Source organism: Tamaricihabitans halophyticus, from assembly GCF_004340875.1.
Taxonomy (GTDB): domain Bacteria; phylum Actinomycetota; class Actinomycetes; order Mycobacteriales; family Pseudonocardiaceae; genus Tamaricihabitans; species Tamaricihabitans halophyticus.
In genome coordinates this window covers 967134-979425 of sequence record NZ_SLXQ01000001.1, presented here as the reverse complement: position 1 = coordinate 979425, position 12292 = coordinate 967134, and the positions used below count along the sequence as shown (strand labels likewise).

Sequence of the window (12292 nt, the reverse complement as noted above, 5' to 3'; positions counted from 1 at the left end):
GCGCCGCTCCGTACGGTGTGCTCATGGCGTTCGACGTCGCTCGAATTCGTGGCTTGTTCCCCGCCTTGGGTGATGGCTGGGTACATCTCGATGGCACGGTCGGTATGCAGGTGCCCGAACAGGTCGCGACCGCGGTATCCACCGCGTTACGTGCGCCGGTCTCCGCGCCGGGCGGGATCTTTCCTGCCTCGCAACGCGCGGAAGCGATCGTGGCCGCGGCTCGGCGTGCCGTGGCCGACCTCGTCGGTGCCGATCCGGCTGGGGTGGTGCTCGGACCGAACGCGCCCGTGCTACTTGGTCGGCTGGCCGAGGCGCTGTCCACCAACTGGATGCTTGGTGACGAGGTGGTCTGCTCTCGGCTGGACGAGCAGTTGAACATCGCGCCGTGGCAGGTCGCGGCCCAGCGCGTGGGGGCGAACGTGCGCTGGGGCGAGATCGATATCGAGACCTGCGAGTTGCCGAGCTGGCAGTACGACCGGCTGGTCACCGAGCGAACCAAGGTGGTGGCGGTGACGGCGGCCTCCGGTTCGGTCGGCACTCGCCCTGACCTGAGCACCATCGCGGACGCCGCGCACAGGGTGGGCGCCATGCTGGTCGTGGACGCCTCGTTCGCGGCGCCGTTTATGCCGTTGGATATCGACGAGCTCGGCGCCGATGTACTCGCGCTTTCCGCGCAGGGCTGGGGCGGCCCGACGCTCGGCGCGCTGGTGTTCGCCGACCCGCGAGCGATCGATCGGCTGCCCGGTTACGCGTTGGCCGCCGAGGCAAGTGGGCCGGAGCGGTTGGAGGTCGGGCCGCATGCGCATCCGGCGCTCGCCGGTCTGGTCGCCTCGGTCGACTACCTTGCCGAACTGGACGACGTGGCAAGCGGATCGCGTAGAGAACGTTTGCTCACCTCGTTGAACTCGGCGCGCGCGTATCACTCCGGGCTGCTCGGCGAACTGCTCAGCGAACTGCGCATGCTGCCGCACGTCCAGCTGATCGGCGATGCGATGCGCCGGATCCCGGTACTCGCCTTCACCATCGCGCGCCGGAAAGCCGGCGATGTGGTCGAACACCTTGCCCGGCGCGGGCTGTGCGCCTTCGCCGACGACACGCCGACCGGAGTGTTCGGCACGCTCGGCGTCGGTGAGGTTGGTGGCGCGGTGCGTGTGGGCTTCGCGCACTACACCAACGCCACCGAGGTCACCAGGCTGGTCGACGCGCTGGCCGAACTCCGCTGAGCAGACGGCGTTCAGGACTTCACGGCGAGTACCACCTTGCCGAAGATCTCGCCGCCTTCCAGCGCGCGGTGCGCGGCGGCGGCTTCGGCCGCGGGCACGACCTGATCCACCACCGGTAGTACCGAGCCGTTGTCCAGCATCGGCCAAAGGCGCTCGCGTACATCGGCGACGATCCGCACCTTGTCGTCGACTGGCCTGCCGCGCAGCCCGGCCGCGGAAACGCTCGCGCGTTTGCCGAGCAGTTTGCCGATGTTCAGCTCGGCCTTGGCGCCACCCTGCATCCCGATGATCGCCAGCCGCCCGCCGGTGGCCAGCGCCGAGATGTTCTTGTCCAAATAGGAGGCGCCCATGATGTCCAGAATGACGTTCGCGCCGTCGGTGTGCTGCTTCAGTTCCTCGACGAAATCCTGTTCCCGGTAGTTGATCAGGATGTCGGCACCGAGCTGGCCGCAGAGTTCCAGCCGGCTGGCCGAGCCCGCGGTCACCGCGACCGTGGCGCCGAGTGCCTTGCCGACCTGGATGGCATGCGTACCGATGCCGCTGCCGCCGCCGTGCACCAGGAACAACTCGCCGTGGGTGAGGCCAGCCGTCTGCACCACATTGGACCAGACGGTGCAGGCAACCTCGGGCAGCGCGGCCGAGGTGATCAGATCCACCTCGGCCGGTAGCGGCAGGAGCTGGCCGGCTGGCACGGTCACCCGCTCGGCATAGCCACCGCCGGCGAGTAGCGCGCAGACCTCATCGCCGACCTGCCAGCCGGTCACTCCGGGGCCGAGCGCGGCGATCGTGCCGGAGCACTCGAGGCCGGGCACTTCGGATGCGCCAGGCGGTGGCGGGTACAAACCTCTGCGCTGTAGTAGATCGGCGCGGTTCACCGCACTGGCCACGACGTCCAGCAGCACTTCACCCTCGCCCGGCTCGGGGTCGGGCTGTTCGGTCCATTCCAGTACGTCTGGTTCGCCAGGCTCGCGGATCGTGATCGCATACATACTTCGACCGTAGCGGTTGCCGGCCACGTGTCCCACCCGTGGCGGGGAGGCGCAAATCTGGTTGCCGCCCGTGCCGTGCGCGGGTGATTGTGGGCACCTGCGGAAAAGGAGGATGGGATGGATCCGTGGCCCGTTCGGCACCTTGTGTTGCGTACGCCGCGCCTCGAGTTGCGACCGGATGATGACGCCGGGTTGTTCGAGCTCGCCGCGCTGGCTGAGCAGGGTATTCATCCGCCGGAGCGGATGCCGTTCCTGGAGCCGTGGACCGACGCGCTACCTGAGGAGCTCGGCCGGAACATGGTGCAGCACTACTGGCGGAAGCGGGCGGACCGCACTTCGCAGGACTGGGAGTTGAACCTGCTGGTGCGCAAGGACGGCGTGGTAATTGGCACGCAGGGCATTTCCACCATTGACTTCGCCACGACTCGGGAGGTGGGTACCGGTTCCTGGCTCGGCATGCGTTACCAGGGTGCCGGGTTGGGCACTGAAATGCGCGCGGCCGCGCTGCTGTTCGCCTTTGACTACCTCGGCGTCGAGCTGGCGGTTTCCGGCGCGTTTCAGGATAACCCGGCCTCGAACCGGGTGAGTGCGAAGCTCGGTTACCGGACAACCGGAACTCGGCGGCATGCCGTGCGGGGCAAGCTGGCGATCGAGAACAACGTCGAGTTGACCGAACCGGAATTTCGGCGTCCACAGTGGTCACTCGAGGTGGTGGGATTCGAGAAATGCCGTGCCTGGCTGCTTGATGAGCGGCCAGGTTAGCGCTAGGTGGGATCAGCGGAACCCAAATGTCGTATTGACCTTCTTGGCAAGTCTCATAATTGTAGGCAAACCGGACGTCGATCGACCGGGATTACTCGAACCGAATATCACTGAGGAGAATCCATGGCCGTTTCTCGAAGAGCGCTGCGAACCGGCGCCACTGGCCTGATGTTGACCGCGGGACTGGTGCTGACCTGTGCACCGGCTGGCGCCGAGAACACTCCGGCGGATCTGCCTGATCAGCTCGCGGAAAAGGTAACCGCGGATGGCTTGCAGCGGCATCTCATCGCGTTGCAGCGCATCGCCGATCGCAACGATGGCAACCGCGCGGCCGGTACCAGCGGTTATGACGCCAGTCTGGACTACATGGCCGGTAAGCTCACGGCCGCCGGTTTCGAGGTGAGCACCCCGACCTTCGATGCGGCCACCCACGAAGTGACCTCCGAATCCCTTGCGGTGTCCGGCAAGGACATCGAGGTGCGGACGATGACCTTCGCGGCCACGACCGATGAGGACGGGGTGCGCGGCCCACTTGCCGTGGTGCCGGAAAGCGATGCGACCGGATGCACCGCGGCGGACTATGGGAGTGCCGACTACACGGACACCATCGCGTTGATCCGCAGGGGCGGCTGTGACTTCGCGGTGAAGCAGCGGGCCGCCGCCGATGCGGGTGCGATTGGCGCGCTGATCTCCAACAACGAGCCGGGGATACTGAACGGCACGCTCGGTGGACCGGAGAACGCGGTCATCCCGACCGGAGGCATCTCCCAAGCCGACGGTGACGCGCTCGCTGACCAGTCGGGGGCGGAGGTGACCTTCGTGACGGTCAGTACGACCAGTGAGTTCACCGAGCGAAACCTGATCGCGCAGACCAGGACCGGCCGAGCGGACAACGTGGTCACCGCGGGCGCGCATTTGGACGGTGTCTTTGACGGTCCGGGGATCAACGACAACGGCAGCGGTTCGGTGGCATTGCTGGAGACCGCGTTGAAACTTGGCGGCAGTCCCGACGTGCCGAACGCGGTGCGCTTCGCCTGGTGGGGTGCCGAGGAGTTCGGATTGCAGGGCTCGACCAAGTACGTGCAGTCGCTGAGCTTCGAGCAGCAGCTGGATATCGCCATGTACCTGAACTTTGACATGGTCGGCTCGCCGAATGCGGGCTACTTCGTCTACGACGGGAGCGGCGAGGAGTTCGGTGAACCTGGGCCGGTTGGTTCCGACGACATCCAGAACGCGTTCACCAGGTACTTCGACTCGACCGGGATCGCCACCGAGCCGACCGAGTTCGACGGGCGTTCGGACTACCTGGAATTCGTGAACAGTGGTATTCCGTCCGGCGGGTTGTTCACCGGCGGGGACGGCACCAAGACCGAGGAGCAGGCCGCGAAGTGGGGCGGTCAGGCGGGCGAGAACTTCGATCCCTGCTATCACCAGAAGTGCGACAACCTGCGCAACATCGATCGGACGGCGCTGGAGCGCAACGCCAAGGCGATCGCCTACGTGACGGCGTCCTACGGGCTCAGTACCGAGGGCGTGAATGGCGTGCCGTCCAGGGAGCAGCGGGCACAGCTGCGTGCCGATACGCCGAAGATGGCCACGGCGACCGCGGGTTCGGGTAGCGAGCAGGTCCGCTAACCACGCTGAATACGGCCGTGGGCGCGGTGCCGGCGGATCGAGGCACCGCGCCCACGGGCGTTAGTTGTAGCTCATTCGGTTGTTGGCGGTCGGAACTTTGTTCCGGGACGACGCGGGTACCGCGCCGGCGGGACGCAAGATGCCGTCAAAAGCGCGGACAAGCCACGCCTAGTGCGCAAGAAGCCACATCTTCGATGCGCGCGCACCGGATGACACCCGGAACGGTTAGACGTCGACTGTTCGCATTCGCGCGCTGGCAAGAATCGCGAGCCAGTTCGCGGGGTCGCAGCCGAGTGCCGACCGCATTGGTTTGCCATCAGTCACGGCATCACCTGACCCTTCCCAGCGGCCGACGTCGAGTCACGTGCTGGTCGACGTGTCGGGATGCTCACCGCCCGCCACCGCTTGCATCCAGGATGCGCCACTTCACGGCTTGTGACAACCGTCACGGCCTCGCCTATGCTGGTGAATTTTCGCAGCTCAGCCCTTGCGCTGTTAGTCCAGCACGGTGATCCGGTCGGTGGCTGGCGCGCCGAGGTTCTCATTGGCGCCCAAGTAGGCGGTGAAGGCATCCAGGTCGACGGCGCCGCCCTGCAAGTCGGCGCCTTCACGCAGTTCGGTGAACCCGTCACCGCCGGTGGACAGGAAATTGTTCACGGTCACCCGGTACTCGGCGTTCGGGTCCACCGGCTTGCCGTCGATGGTGATATCCGAAACCTTGGCGCCCACCGGCGCCGATGCCGACCAGCTGTACCGCAGCGTCGAGGAGACCTGCAGGACGACGTCTTCCTCGTCCTGCCGCCACTGCTGTTCCAGCACGGCCCGCAGCTGCTCGCCGGTCAGCGTGATGGTCTGCAGGATGTTGCCGAACGGCTGCACCGCATAGGCCTCGCCGTAAGTCACCACGCCATCACCCTCGTTCGCCGGTGAGCCAGCGTGGCTGAGGTTTTCCCTGATCCCGCCGGGGTTCATCAGCGCGAGCTGGGCGCCGGCTTCCGCGGTTGCGACCAGTTGCGCGTCCGCGATGACGTTGCCGAGTGCCGATTCACCGGACTTCTCGGCCTCCCGGTTGATGTCCTCGGTGATGCTGCCGACCGGTTCGTTGGCTATCGGCGCGGACTTCTCCACGGCCTCATTGACCAGTTCCTCGGTTGCCGGATCGGGCGGTACGTCACGGGTTACCGGCAGATTCCGCGCGGTGGTCTGCTCGCGCAGCACATCGCCGGTGCGCCTGTCCACGGAGAGGTCCACAACGGAAAGCAGCCGGCCGTAGGACAGGCCCTGGATAACCGGGCGCGGTTCGCCGGCTGGGTCGGTGACCGTGCAGTTGTACTGGGAGTGGCTGTGTGCTTGGAAGAACACGTCGACCTCGGGCGCGGCCTGCTCGCTGATCTCCCTTGCCGGGCCCGCTGGGCCGGCGCAGGCATTGGGGCCGCCTTCGGCCTCGTCGCCGTTGTGCATCAGTACGGTTTGCGCGCGTACGCCCAGCGCGCTGAGCGCTTTGGACGCGCGGTTGATCGCCGCGACTTCGGAGCCGAATTTCAGTCCCTCGACGGCTTCTGGGGCCACGACCTCGGGGGTGTCCTCGAGTGGCAGGCCGATGATGCCGACGGGTACGCCGCCGACCAGCTCGATGGTGAACGGCGGCATGGCCGGTAGCCCGTTGTCGTGTTTGACGTTTGCGCCGAGGATCGGGAAGCCGGCGCCGGGGTAGGAGTCGCGGAACTGGCAGCCGTCCTCGGGGTGGCAGCCGCCGCGCTGCATCCGGCGCAGTTCGGCGAGGCCTTCGTCGAACTCGTGGTTGCCAACGGCCGAGGCGCGGACGTCCAGTTGCCGGAGTAGCGCCATCGTTGGTTCGTCGTGGAAAAGGGCGGATGGCAGCGGTGATGCGCCGATACTGTCGCCTGAGGACAGTACAAGGGAGTTCGGTGCTTCCTTGCGCAGCTGGTTGATATGCGTCGCGAGGTAGCTGGCGCCGCCCGCGGGCACGGTGCTGCCATCGTCCAGCGTGACCTCACCGGAGGAGCCAGCTGGGGGTTCGAGGTTGCCGTGCAGGTCGTTGAACGCGATCAGCCGCACGTCGGTGCTGCCTGCTGTTGATTGGGCAGCTGTTGTTTGGGCAGCCGTGGCTGGCAGGCCGCCGGTCAGTATGGCGGCGCTGGCCAGCAGCGCGCCGACCGCGAGCGTGCGGCGTCGGGGTAGCCGTGTGGGCATGGCCGTCTCCTCCCAGGCCCGCCGGTAGTTGTGGCGGGACGTACCGCTGCGGAAGTCTGCCTTGTCTGGATTAGCCGCGCTAGGTCAATCCGTCGGGTGGCCGAGGGGATTTAGAAGCACACTCTCGGTAGCATGCAGGGATGGTCGGAGATGATGGCGGCCCCAGATGGCTTGATTCGACGGAGATGCGGGCCTGGCGCTCCTACATCGTGGGCAGCGCGCTGTTGCGCCAGCAGTTGCATTCCGAGCTGAGCGATCGGCACAACGTCGCGCTTGGTGACTACGAGCTGCTGGTACTGGTGTCGGAGTGTGCTGACCATCGAATGCGGATGGCCGAGCTTGCCGCCGGGATCGGTGGGTCGAAGAGTCGGGTGTCGCATCAGGTCGCCCGGATGGAGAAGTCCGGCCTGCTGCGCAGGACGACCTGTCCCGGTGACGGTCGAGGCGTGTTCGCTGAGCTCACGGATGCGGGGTTGGCGAAGCTGGTCGAGGCAGCGCCGACGCATGTCGAAGGGGTGCGGGCGCATCTGGTGGACCTGCTCGACGAGCAGGAGCTGGCTACCCTTGCCGCCGTCTTTGGCAGGATGCTTGATCATCTGGACAGGCACGGCACGGCGCACTGAACGCGACCGTTACGCTTGTCCGGCCGGGAAGTGTGGCAGAGCGGCCGAATGCACTCGCCTTGAAAGCGAGCGTACCGAGAGGTACCGGGGGTTCGAATCCCTCCACTTCCGCAAAATGGGCTCGATGCGCGGTCGAACGACGGTCGGCTGGCGGCGATCGCCGCGCGACGGCTACGCGGCTCCTGGCTTCCTCAGGTTCGAGGCGGGTTGCTGATGACCTGATCGAGCGGCGGCTGGCCCCCGACCAGCTGACCTTCGCCGAGGACGGCAGGTCCGTCGCAGCGGCGATCCGCAGTGCCAGGCTAGGGCGGGCACGCGACCTGCTCACCCGGCCCGACCATGCCGGACACGGTCACCGAGATCGCCGCCACCTGCGGCTTCATCAGCCTTGCGCACTTCAGCAGGCTGTTTCACGCCATGTTTGGGGTGTCGCCGTCCGGGTACCGCGACGCCTCGTGAGTTGCACGGATCGTCAAACCAGGGTGCCTGGTTTCACCTAGGCTGACGCGATGGCAGACAGCATCGTGCGTGTTGCCGCTGTCCACGCGGCCGCCCCGTTCCTCGACCTGTCCGCAGGCGTGGCGAAGACCTGTGAGTTCATCCGGGAAGCGGGGCGTGCCGATGCCCGTCTGGTCGTGTTCCCCGAGACCTTCCTCCCGGGATATCCCTATTGGATCTGGTCGCACACGGCCAAGTACGCGGCTCCGCTGTTCGCCGAGCTCCATGCCAACTCGATCGAGCTGCCGAGCCCGGAGTCCGACGCGATCGGCGCGGCCGCGCGCGAAGCCGGGGTCTGGGTGGTGCTCGGCGTGAACGAGCGAGCGCGCGGCACCCTCTACAACAGCCAGGTGTACTTCGGCCCTGACGGCCGCCTGCTCGCGCGGCACCGCAAACTGCAGCCGACCAACGCCGAGCGCACGGTCTGGGGTCGTGGGGACGGGCGGGACATCTTCGTCGTCGACACCGGCTTCGCCCGTCTTGGTGGGCTGATCTGTTTTGAGCACAGCATGGATCTGCCGCGCTATGCGCTGGCCACTCTCGGGGAGCAGATCCACGTCGCTGCCTGGCCCGCGATCAACGCGACTCACGCCGACCCCAATGCAGGGGACTTCGATCACTACTCCGCCACCCTGGCGCAGGCGCACGCGATCTGCTCCCAGACCTTCGTCGTCATCTCGCAAGGTTTGATCACCCAGGAGATCATCGACAAGCTCGGTGTTCCAGACGGTCCCGACGCTCCGTCCCTCGGCGGCGGGATGACCGGATTCGTCGGCCCCAACGGCAAGTGGCTCGCCAAACCACATCGGGACACCGAGAAGATCGTCACCGCCGATCTCGAACTCGACACCATCCGGTTCGCCAAGTTCTTCGCCGACGGGGCTGGGCACTACGCGCGACCGGACGTCTTCCGGTTCGGCATCGATCGCACCGCGCAGACCCCGCTGAGTACCCAGGTCGTCGACACCGTGGCCCCGCTCATGCCCGCCGAGGGCGACGCATCCGAGATCGGGACCGTCCTCAGTGTGCAATGAGCACCGGCGATCTCATGGCCGCAGTGGACCGGCGATCATTTAGGTCCACAATAGACGAAAGAGGCGGTGAAGGCGCCGGCTAGGTCCGCGGCTCACGCGATGTGTCGGCGGCCGGCATGGCGAACGTGGTGTGCGTGGACGCTCGGATGATGTTGATCCTGGCGACGTGGCTGTTGCTGGTCTCGATGTTGATGACCGCGAGTGGGTGGCCGCCGGGGGCGATGACGTACGCCGGGTGTCCGTCGACGAGCATTGGCGCGCTGGCGCGGATCCGGTCGGCGAAGAGCGTGGTTTCCTCGGCGACGGCGGAGGCACCGCTGACGGCGGTGGGTGTGCCGGGCGGGACGAGGTCGGCCTGGGCGGTGCGCACACAGTCGTCGGTCATCAGGGCGAGCATCCGGTTGATGTCGCCACCGGCCGCTGCGGCGAGGAAGGCGTCCACTACCGCGTTGTCGGCGGGTTTACCGCCTTGCGTGGGTTCGGCGTGTTCGATTCGTCTGCGTGCCCGGCTGGCGTGTTTCTTCGCGTTGTCCGGGCTGGTGTCGAGCGTGTTCGCCACTTCCCGGAACGGGGTGTCGAACAGGTCATGCAGCACGTAGGCGATGCGTTGGGCAGGCGTGAGCTGGTCGAGGACCACCAACAGCGCGCGGGAGACGTGCTCCCGCCGCAGGTAGCGCTCATCCGCCGCAACGGCCTCTGCGGGGATCATGTCGGCGGACAGCGGCTCCTCGCGGCGGCGGTGCCGCATTCGTAGCTGATCGAGGCACACGCGAGTGAGCACGGTGGTCAACCATGCGGCCGGATTGCGGAGGCTGTCGGTGTCCGCGGTCGATGCCTTGATCCAGGTGTTCTGTACGGCGTCGTCGGCGTCGTGGATGGATCCGAGCAAGCGAAACGCAAGCGCCGTCAGCTGTGGCCGGGCTGCTTCGAATTCTGAGGCCGGTACCACCAGATGTCACCTTTCCGGAGCGGGAGACGTCGGGACGGACGAGACCACCAATCTCACGTCCGACAGTCCACCGCAGTCCGAAGGAGTGCCCGCCAATGAGCGTACAGATAGTCCGGTTCCGGACCACACCCGAACAGGTCCCGGCCATGACCGAAGAGATCGACGCGCTTTTCGCGGCGGTAACAGCCGCGGCACCGCAAGGGATGCGGTACATCGCACTGCGGGAGACCGACGAGCCCGAGTTCACCCTGATCCTCGAACTCCCGGATGGAGCGGACAACCCACTGCCGTCGATCCCCGTCGCGGCGGCCTTCCGCGGTTGGCTGCCCAGCCAGACCAACGACGATCCGGCGCCGCGCTCGTGCACCGTCGTGGGCAAGTACAGCGCATGACAAACCGGATGTGGTCGTGGCTGTCGTGGACCACCACGATCCCTAGCGCTTCGCTGGGGAGGATTCCCGCCGCTGATTGCGACGGATCAACTCAGCTTCCAGGGGTGTGCTGGTCTCGGTCGCCTCCGGGGACGTAAAACGCGGTGGTGGCCTCGGCCGCGGCTGCCACCTGATCCGGATCGCCACCGGCGGCCAGGTGAGCTTCACCCCATGCCGCGGCGCTGCGCCGCGCGAACTCGCGTCCCTCGGGCAAAGTCCGGAACTCGTCGTGGTCTAGGGGCGCGCCGTCAGCCAGGAATTGGGCCAGGGCCAGCAGATGCAGGTCCCAGCCGACTCCGCCGGCACCCGGGCCGTAGGTCGGGAACATGGGCTCCCCGACAGCGGCCGCATGGACCAGTTCGAACTCAGTGCCCCCAGCAGGGTCCGGCGACAGGCGCACCTCGACCTCACTCGTGCCCGGCCACTCGTCGGCTTCTGGCCCGAAGAGCCAGGACACCCGCAGCCGCCGAGGCGGGTCGCATCGGAGGATCTCGCCGTGCTCGCCGCCGTCCAGTTCGAACGAGCCGCCGGGCCGCAGGTCCCCGGTGACTGGCTTCAACCAGCGGCCCAGTCGCACGGGGTCGGTGATGGCGTTCCACACGTCCTCGACCGGTGCGTTGTAGCGACGTCGCAGCTCCATGGTGTACGCGTCGCCGGCGGGCAGGGTCGCGGCGCCCATAACCCGGCGAGCGGCGGCCAGTTCGTCCATTACGTCCTTCATGCCACGTTCCTTTCGCCGGCGGATCGGTGAGCGCCGAACCAGAATAGTACCGGTAATTACTTATATAAACTAGAACTGGTATTTCGGGGTCGCGCCGGGCGCCCCGATGGGCGATGTCGTCGGGCACGGTGTCGCCTAGTTCTGAAGCTCACGCGATAGATCGGTGGCTGCGAGACCGCCGCCGAAGGTGGCTAGTGCGGCTCCGGAGGCTTGCTCGAGCCGGCGCAGGGTGCGTCTTGTGATGCCGTGGGTGGCGAGGAATCGTCCTGATCCCGCCCAGGCCAGAGCGGTCGCCGCTTCGCACGCGATGTAGAGCGCACCGAGTAGTGCCAGCTGTGCGCCGGCGGATGTGGCGCTCGGTGTCGTGTTGACGAACGGGGGTAGGAACGCGGTGAATAGCAGCAGGGCTTTCGGGTTGGCTGCGGCGGTGATGAATTCCTGGATCGCCAGTTTCACGGGCGATGAGTTGGCCGCGTTGCGGTGAGTCGAGGCAGTTTCGCTGTCGTCCTCGGTGGGCTTGGCGCGAGCGGACCAGATGATCCAGAGCCCCATGGCGACCATGACTGCAGCGCCTACGATTCTCAGGACCTCGAAGGTCAACTGCGAAGTATGCAGAACCGTGCCGAGCCCAGCGATCACCATCCCGAGCATGATCACGAAGGCGGTGAAACGGCCCACAAGTGCCAGTACGGCGTTGGTGAACCCGCTTCGCAGTCCATTACGGAAGGCCAGCAGGTTGTTCGCGCCTGGCGAGGCGGCTACGGCCACCGCGGCCGGTATGAACACGGCCAACTGCGCCCACGTCACCATCACTCCACCGTATGCCGTTTCCCTCCCCAAGGCGCTGGCGTGAAGAACGGTGATCGCGCTTCGAGTCTGCCCGTCGCCTGGCGCGAGAGCAGCCGCAGCAACCAGAGCTCGGAATGTGTCCAGCTGGCGATCACCCCGGACTGGCGAACAGGCCTAACCAGTCGGATCGTGTTGTCCTGGAGCGCCGTGCTCGCTGGTCACCGAGTTCCGCCCAGCCGAGCCAACCCCGTTTCCGCTGGCCAGTAGCCGTCAGGTAGCCTCTTCGGCGGAGGATTCGCCTAGTGGCCTAGGGCGCACGATTGGAAATCGTGTTGGGGTTAACACCCCTCGCGGGTTCAAATCCCGCATCCTCCGCCAGACGTTCGAACTGCCGGTCAGTCCCACGCGGGCTGGCCGGCAGTTC

General features: G+C 66.6%; 12 protein-coding genes and 2 tRNA genes. 9 read left to right on the top strand and 5 right to left on the bottom strand.

Annotated features, from left to right (window positions below; genetic code table 11):
- Positions 1 to 23: 23 nt before the first annotated feature.
- Positions 24 to 1223 carry a cysteine desulfurase-like protein gene (locus tag EV191_RS04725; protein ID WP_132875531.1) on the top strand — a complete coding sequence of 400 codons (1200 nt, stop codon included), beginning with the start codon at positions 24 to 26 and terminating at the stop codon, positions 1221 to 1223.
- Positions 1224 to 1234: 11 nt separating this feature from the next.
- On the opposite strand, the gene EV191_RS04720 is transcribed toward EV191_RS04725, so the two are convergent.
- Positions 1235 to 2212 carry an NAD(P)H-quinone oxidoreductase gene (locus EV191_RS04720; protein ID WP_132875530.1) on the bottom strand — a complete coding sequence of 326 codons (978 nt, stop codon included), beginning with the start codon at positions 2210 to 2212 and terminating at the stop codon, positions 1235 to 1237.
- Between the two features lie 117 nt (positions 2213 to 2329).
- Here EV191_RS04720 and EV191_RS04715 point away from each other — a divergent pair, with 117 nt between their 5' ends.
- Positions 2330 to 2974: a GNAT family N-acetyltransferase gene (locus EV191_RS04715; RefSeq protein ID WP_132875529.1), complete on the top strand. Its 645-nt coding sequence runs from the start codon at positions 2330 to 2332 to the stop codon at positions 2972 to 2974.
- Positions 2975 to 3097: 123 nt separating this feature from the next.
- On the top strand, positions 3098 to 4609 hold the full coding sequence (locus EV191_RS04710) for a M28 family metallopeptidase (RefSeq protein WP_243658745.1): 1512 nt from the start codon (positions 3098 to 3100) through the stop codon (positions 4607 to 4609).
- A 495-nt stretch (positions 4610 to 5104) separates the two neighbouring features.
- Here EV191_RS04710 and EV191_RS04705 read toward each other — a convergent pair whose 3' ends face one another.
- The gene (locus EV191_RS04705; RefSeq protein WP_132875528.1) at positions 5105 to 6823 is read right to left on the bottom strand and encodes a bifunctional metallophosphatase/5'-nucleotidase; all 1719 of its coding nucleotides are present in this window, start codon (positions 6821 to 6823) and stop codon (positions 5105 to 5107) included.
- Positions 6824 to 6963: 140 nt separating this feature from the next.
- Here EV191_RS04705 and EV191_RS04700 point away from each other — a divergent pair, with 140 nt between their 5' ends.
- The 4 genes from EV191_RS04700 to EV191_RS04685 all read left to right on the top strand — a co-directional run bounded on the left by EV191_RS04700 (position 6964) and on the right by EV191_RS04685 (position 8978).
- Positions 6964 to 7446, top strand: a complete 483-nt coding sequence (locus EV191_RS04700; protein WP_132875527.1) for a MarR family winged helix-turn-helix transcriptional regulator — start codon at positions 6964 to 6966, stop codon at positions 7444 to 7446.
- Between the two features lie 26 nt (positions 7447 to 7472).
- Positions 7473 to 7557: transfer RNA gene (locus tag EV191_RS04695), tRNA-Ser, on the top strand.
- A gap of 228 nt (positions 7558 to 7785) precedes the next feature.
- Positions 7786 to 7905, top strand: a complete 120-nt coding sequence (locus EV191_RS04690) for a helix-turn-helix domain-containing protein (protein WP_132875526.1) — start codon at positions 7786 to 7788, stop codon at positions 7903 to 7905.
- 50 nt (positions 7906 to 7955) lie between these two features.
- The gene (locus EV191_RS04685) at positions 7956 to 8978 is read left to right on the top strand and encodes a carbon-nitrogen hydrolase family protein (RefSeq protein WP_132875525.1); all 1023 of its coding nucleotides are present in this window, start codon (positions 7956 to 7958) and stop codon (positions 8976 to 8978) included.
- A gap of 79 nt (positions 8979 to 9057) precedes the next feature.
- On the opposite strand, the gene EV191_RS04680 is transcribed toward EV191_RS04685, so the two are convergent.
- Positions 9058 to 9927: a sigma-70 family RNA polymerase sigma factor gene (locus EV191_RS04680; RefSeq protein ID WP_132875524.1), complete on the bottom strand. Its 870-nt coding sequence runs from the start codon at positions 9925 to 9927 to the stop codon at positions 9058 to 9060.
- A 95-nt stretch (positions 9928 to 10022) separates the two neighbouring features.
- Between EV191_RS04680 and EV191_RS04675 the strand changes: the two genes are divergently transcribed.
- On the top strand, positions 10023 to 10319 hold the full coding sequence (locus tag EV191_RS04675; protein WP_132875523.1) for a hypothetical protein: 297 nt from the start codon (positions 10023 to 10025) through the stop codon (positions 10317 to 10319).
- A 91-nt stretch (positions 10320 to 10410) separates the two neighbouring features.
- Here the strand turns inward: EV191_RS04675 and EV191_RS04670 are convergent, their stop codons facing one another.
- Both EV191_RS04670 and EV191_RS04665 read right to left on the bottom strand, forming a co-directional pair.
- Positions 10411 to 11079 (bottom strand): SRPBCC family protein, encoded by a 669-nt coding sequence (locus EV191_RS04670; RefSeq protein WP_243658744.1) that lies wholly within the window; start codon positions 11077 to 11079, stop codon positions 10411 to 10413.
- A gap of 135 nt (positions 11080 to 11214) precedes the next feature.
- Positions 11215 to 11847 (bottom strand): LysE family translocator, encoded by a 633-nt coding sequence (locus EV191_RS04665; RefSeq protein ID WP_207894386.1) that lies wholly within the window; start codon positions 11845 to 11847, stop codon positions 11215 to 11217.
- Between the two features lie 309 nt (positions 11848 to 12156).
- Here EV191_RS04665 and EV191_RS04660 point away from each other — a divergent pair.
- A tRNA-Ser gene (locus EV191_RS04660) sits at positions 12157 to 12246 on the top strand.
- Positions 12247 to 12292 lie beyond the last annotated feature (46 nt).

Bases quoted from the DNA above. Each gene is read 5' to 3' on its own strand.
- EV191_RS04720 (WP_132875530.1), bottom strand. From the start codon at position 2,212: ATGTATGCGATCACGATCCGCGAGCCTGGCGAACCAGACGTACTGGAA.
- EV191_RS04715 (WP_132875529.1), top strand. From the start codon at position 2,330: ATGGATCCGTGGCCCGTTCGGCACCTTGTGTTGCGTACGCCGCGCCTC.
- EV191_RS04670 (WP_243658744.1), bottom strand. From the start codon at position 11,079: ATGAAGGACGTAATGGACGAACTGGCCGCCGCTCGCCGGGTTATGGGC.
- EV191_RS04705 (WP_132875528.1), bottom strand. From the start codon at position 6,823: ATGCCCACACGGCTACCCCGACGCCGCACGCTCGCGGTCGGCGCGCTG.
- EV191_RS04710 (WP_243658745.1), top strand. From the start codon at position 3,098: ATGGCCGTTTCTCGAAGAGCGCTGCGAACCGGCGCCACTGGCCTGATG.
- EV191_RS04725 (WP_132875531.1), top strand. From the start codon at position 24: ATGGCGTTCGACGTCGCTCGAATTCGTGGCTTGTTCCCCGCCTTGGGT.
- EV191_RS04675 (WP_132875523.1), top strand. From the start codon at position 10,023: ATGAGCGTACAGATAGTCCGGTTCCGGACCACACCCGAACAGGTCCCG.
- EV191_RS04685 (WP_132875525.1), top strand. From the start codon at position 7,956: ATGGCAGACAGCATCGTGCGTGTTGCCGCTGTCCACGCGGCCGCCCCG.
- EV191_RS04690 (WP_132875526.1), top strand. From the start codon at position 7,786: ATGCCGGACACGGTCACCGAGATCGCCGCCACCTGCGGCTTCATCAGC.
- EV191_RS04700 (WP_132875527.1), top strand. From the start codon at position 6,964: ATGGTCGGAGATGATGGCGGCCCCAGATGGCTTGATTCGACGGAGATG.